The organism is Candidatus Poribacteria bacterium (assembly GCA_021162805.1).
GTDB lineage: Bacteria > Poribacteria > WGA-4E > B28-G17 > B28-G17 > JAGGXZ01.
Window position 1 is genome coordinate 1 of record JAGGXZ010000074.1, and the last position, 5,256, is coordinate 5,256.

Below are 5,256 nucleotides of genomic sequence, written 5' to 3' on the forward strand. Positions count from 1 at the left end.
ATGTTAGATCGCCGAGAGGGAGGAAGATGCGGATGGATGTGAACTGCCGATCATGTCACACCCCGGATAAGAGCCCTAAGTTCAGCTATGAGAGGTATCTCGATAGGATCCGACATTAGCCCCCTTCTGCCTGCCCAAAAGATTCTTTGTTAAAAATCTCGAAGATTATCGTCTATAATAGTGGAGAGAAAGATGAAAGGGGAAGATCTGTTAGACAGAATCATATCGGGAGACCAATCCGCCTTCAAGGAACTGGTGAGGAAGTACCGCCATACCGTCTTCCTCTCTGTCCTCTCCATCCTGCACGATCCCGATGAGGCGGAGGAGATAGCGCAGGAGGTCTTCCTGAAAGTTCACCTTCATCTGAGTGGGTTGAGAGATCAAAATGCGTTCGAGAGATGGCTGAGAAGTATATCCTGTAATCTGGCGATAGATCGGCTGAGGGAGAGAGCGAGAAGAGAAAGTTGTATCCCCCTTGACGAGGTGGCTCCTGAGGATTTGCTCTCTCCATCGGCGGACGAGGAGTTGCTGAAGAGGGAGGCGGTGGAGGAGGTGATGAGAGCGATAGAAGAGTTGCCTGAGGGCGAGAGGGAGATCCTAAGGGAGCATCTTCTGGAGGATAAGGGATATAGGGAGCTTAGCGAGAAGTATGGTCTGTCATATCATGCCGTTGTGATGCGTGTGAGGAGGGCAAAGGAGAAGGTGAGGGAGAAGGTTCTCAAAAGGCTGGGCTGTGTGGTCATTTTGCCCTGTAGGGAAATCGTAAAGGTGATAGGAGGTGTCGTTATGAAGGTATCAACGAAGGTGGCGATAACGGGAGCGGTCGTGATGATGCTCGCAGGGACGGGGATATGGATGAGTCACCATAGAGAGGAGAAGCGAGTGCCTGAGTCCAACGAGATGAAGGTTGAGAAGCAAACGACCGTAGGAGCGCCTGCGAGGGTAACGGTAAGCAATTCAGAACCGCAGAAAAAAGAAGATGAACTTACATTTGAGGAGTTCAACAGGTTACTTGATGAGTATTTCGGCATAACTTCCGAGATAGAATCTACAGTACCAGAAGAGAAAATGACTTCACCAGAAGAGAAGATGAGTTCAGCGAGCGATGAGATCGCGGAGGAACAACCCATCGGGGAAACGCATAAAGAAAATCCACAGAGGGAGGAAACCAATGAGTTGAAGCAGATGGAGATCGATATGGTCAAAGTGGAGATCACAGAGTTGATGCTGGAAAATGGTCGAATTTGGAGAAGGTTGGAGGAACTATCTCAAATGGAGAGACATGGATTGCATGTTGATCCCAAAGAGGTGGAGCAGCTCATCATAGCACGTCGAGAAATGGGCACTAAGATTTTCCCAAAAATAGCAAGATACATCTTGCTCACGGGCGATACGAAAGCGACATATCCTGGAGGGTGGATCTGGCTGACTGACAAATCTCAGTCCTCAGTCCGAGAAAACCCTTGAAAATTCTGGGCTTGTCGAAGTTTCAAAAACTCGAACAATTGAGAGCGCCAGGAGGTCTTATCACATAAGGGTTTCCGACGTAGAGCCGATGAGTTTTGTCAGTCAATCAGGAGGGTGGATATATGAGTTAGGACAGAAAAACCATTTTTTCATCAAACATGGTAGCTTGTAATTTAAAATCGAAAGGAGGTGAGGAAGGATGAGAGCGAGATTCTGGCTGATATACGGGGTAGTAGGTGGGTTACTTCTGGTTGCATGTTATTTCGTCACAGCAGATCTAAGCAGGTCTCCACTCGCACTCTCGGATGAGGAGATGGCAGCGATCCGAGGTTCATGGTGGGCACGATCAAATATGCGGTGTATTTGGGTCGGTGGATGTCCCACTGAATTTTGCCAGCCTAACACGACGCATAACTATGATCAAGTAGGCAATGACGCTTACGACGAATGTCGCAATGACTCCGGATATACTTGCTTTGAGGAGGAACCACCCTACAGCTCATGGTATTGCAAGTATAGAACCTACAACGTCAACAATTGCGATCCTAATTACGCATCTGAATGGCAATGGAATCCGCTACCGGACTGCACTAACTGAAAAAGCAGGGATGCTTTTGCCTCAGCAAGAGCATCCCTGCTCTACATAGGGAGTGATAGTTGTGAGAAATATAACCAAAATGTTGATATTTCTAGCGTTAATATCAATCAAGATGTCTTACGCTCAGGGGTTAGATCTAGAAACACTGATAGCAGGTATCAGATACTATGATTCACTAATAGAAACGTATGCTGGCGAGGCAACCAAGATAGATATAGCTCATGACTCCAAACTTCCCCCAGGAGTGATTGTAGACAGGAGGGTTGTCGCCTTTGTCGCTCGGCATGGTGAGAATTTTTTTATTCACTGTATCGATGATGGATCAACAAAGGGATGGACTGAAATATGTCTTGGACTTGGCAGTAAGGTAACTATAATTCCTCGTAGGCGGGACACACTGTATATCAAAAATGATATTTGTCTGACGGCAATAAGCAGTTGGTGTGATCCGCTGAGTTGGTATACCGCTCCATGGGGATATAACCGATATGTAGAATTACCACTGTGGAAATACATAAAAGAAAAGAATCTCAGGATAATTAAAAAGGAGAAAATACCAATCTGGGACGGATACAGCGACGCCATCATTTGGCCAGGACAGAAGCTTAGGATAGCGAGTGGAACAGGTGGTAGGAAGAACAGAAGGGAGATAATGTGCTATGTGATAGGGATTGGGAGGAAAAGGGATAGATATTTTAAACATGCGTGGATCGCCCCTGAGATAGGATTTAGGGTGTTGAGGTCAGAATCGAAAACTCCTGTAAGGAATGGATATATCGGCCAGGTAATGCTCATCCATTATAAAAAGCATAAATATCAAGGGAAAACTATTCTGTTCCCAGATAGGGTCAGGGTAGATGTTGTATATCTCACAGAAGAGGGTAAATTTGATGGTTATAAGTATAAAGCAACGATGGACTTTTCGAAAATTAAGGTAAACGTGAATGTTTCCAAATATTTTGATTTGAGAAATTGGATTCCTGTTGATGCTGTAGTCATGGATGCAAACAGCAAACAACCTATACCTGCAAAGGAAATATTTAAATGGGGAAGTGAGAAACCGTGAGAAACATCAAACTATATGTCCTCTATCTCTGTTTCCTATCTATTTGGGGGATATTCCTTTCCTTTGGGCAGAGTGGGGATCATCGATTTACTGAGGAGTTGAAAAAAGCAATGTGTGGTCCGGAGAGCCTAAGTTTAGTATGTCAGATGCTGGGCGTGAAGGTAACAGCGGAGGAGATAGCTCATATGATTAACCTGACCGAGAAAGGAGCCTCCATGAAAGACCTGGCTGACGCTGCTCATAAGCTTGGATTAAAAGCTGTCGGTAGAAAGATTGATATCGCTGATCTAATGAAGATGAGGCATCCCGTGATCGCTCACATAAAGCCGGATCACTTTCTGGTTGTCGAACCTATATCCGACTCTAAACTACTTTTGTTTGAGAACACACTCGATAAAGGACCGATCGTAACAGCTGAGCAATTCCGAAATATCTGGGATGGATATGTGTTAGTTATATCACCTGGGAAAGTGGTCCAAGGCAACATCCCTAAAATTGAGATTGAAAACCCCGTGTATGACTTCGGGCAGGCAGGCCAGGAGCAGGTTATCAAGCATGATTTTACGATCAAGAACTTAGGGAAGAAGCCCCTTAAGATAGAAAAAATCTCACAATCTTGCACTTGCACGGCATCCCTGCTCTCCGATAAGGTTATACCACCTGGCAGGTCAACAAAGCTGCATGTAGAGTTTAACACCAAACACGCTCGCGGTAGGCAGACAGTATACGTCAGGGTTCATTCAAATGACCCCTACAGACGAGTGGTTTTCGCCACAATCACAGGGGTTGTCGCGGGAATCATACGTATTTCGCCGAACTTTCTCTACCTGGGTGATATCTATTTCGGTGAGAAAGTACATAGAGTGATAGAAGTTTACGATCCAGGACATGGAGAGTTAGAGGTAAAAAAAGCTTATTCATCCAATGCACTGATTAAAACGAAGGTCAATTCCATTCATGAAGGGGAATTAGTAGCAACGATTGATGTGATCGTTAATCCGGGATTTCCTTTGGGTGAAATCAAGGAGAAGATCCTCATCGAAACCAACGATAGGGAATATCCAAGATCGGAAGTCTTGATCAAAGGGAGAGTTATCGGTGATATCAAACTGTATCCAAAGCAGCTTTTCTTCGGGTTTGTGAAAAGGGGAAGTGAAGGCAAGCAATCCGTCAGATTAATAAAACATGGCAGGTCGAATCTACGAATAGTAAAAATCAAGGGTGAAAGCAGGTTTATTCAGGTGAAGGTGATCGAGGTGGAACAGGGGAAAATATATGAGATAGAGGCAACATGCAGGGCGGAAAAACCTGGTGTGTTAAAAGATATCATTCAAGTCTATACCAATAGCTCCATCCAGCCTAAGCTTAAAATTCCGGTTTATGCCATTGTTCAATAATTTCAAATAGCTGGGAATGATGGAAAACTTGAAGTTGTGGTTTATATTGTTGTTCAATCTGCTTATTAGCATAATTTCAGGTGTGTTCCTCTTAAGTCAAAATGCTGATAAACTGGAAGGGAAATATCTTATAGGTCCAGATGCTTACAGGTATTATCGCCAAGCGCGTTTGATCGTAGAAGAAGGTGAACTTCCAAAGATAGATAAAATGCGACATTTCCCTGAAGGTGTTGATCTTAGTGTCAAACCGAAATTATTCCCTCAGCTTCTAGCATATGCCTACAAAATCGGACATCGTTTTATCCCAGATTTGTCCCTTCATCAAGTTGCGATTTACTATCCTGTTGTTATGCTTGTCCTTTTGAGTGTATGTTTGTTCCTACTTGCTCGAAGCTTATTCGGATATTGGGAGGCGATGTTCTCTATAATTTTTCTGCCGTTGATGCCGATGCTCAATCATGTATTCCACGTAGGTTACTCTGACACGGATGGATTAATACTTCTCCTTTTCACCTTAGGGATATACCAGTATTACCTTGCAACGGTATCACGCTCTTGGATAGGGAAAATTGCCTTTAGTATAACCTCAGGTGTAATGATAGGAACACTTGGTTTAACCTGGTTAGGAAATGGCATCTGCGCGTTAGTAGTTTTAGAGATTATCGGTCTGGTTGACTGACAAAAGTCTGAGATTGGTATTGCCATGAGGCAGAAATCATGGTATAACC

The 5,256-nt window shown here is 44.2% G+C and carries 4 protein-coding genes; all 4 read left to right on the forward strand.

All coding sequences use genetic code 11. The features are described from left to right. Positions 1-192: 192 nt before the first annotated feature. Positions 193-1,467, forward strand: coding sequence for a sigma-70 family RNA polymerase sigma factor (locus J7M22_06020; protein MCD6506164.1), 1,275 nt, complete (start codon positions 193-195; stop codon positions 1,465-1,467). A 659-nt stretch (positions 1,468-2,126) separates the two neighbouring features. Beyond that, positions 2,127-3,131 (forward strand): hypothetical protein, encoded by a 1,005-nt coding sequence (locus tag J7M22_06025; protein MCD6506165.1) that lies wholly within the window; start codon positions 2,127-2,129, stop codon positions 3,129-3,131. Then, positions 3,128-4,528 (forward strand): DUF1573 domain-containing protein, encoded by a 1,401-nt coding sequence (locus tag J7M22_06030; protein MCD6506166.1) that lies wholly within the window; start codon positions 3,128-3,130, stop codon positions 4,526-4,528. The genes J7M22_06025 and J7M22_06030 overlap by 4 nt, the downstream gene beginning before the upstream one ends. A gap of 49 nt (positions 4,529-4,577) precedes the next feature. Then, the gene (locus J7M22_06035; protein ID MCD6506167.1) at positions 4,578-5,207 is read left to right on the forward strand and encodes a hypothetical protein; all 630 of its coding nucleotides are present in this window, start codon (positions 4,578-4,580) and stop codon (positions 5,205-5,207) included. Positions 5,208-5,256: the final 49 nt, after the last annotated feature.

Coding starts and splice junctions, on each gene's coding strand:
- J7M22_06020 (MCD6506164.1), top strand. CDS start 193: ATGAAAGGGGAAGATCTGTTAGACAGAATCATATCGGGAGACCAATCC.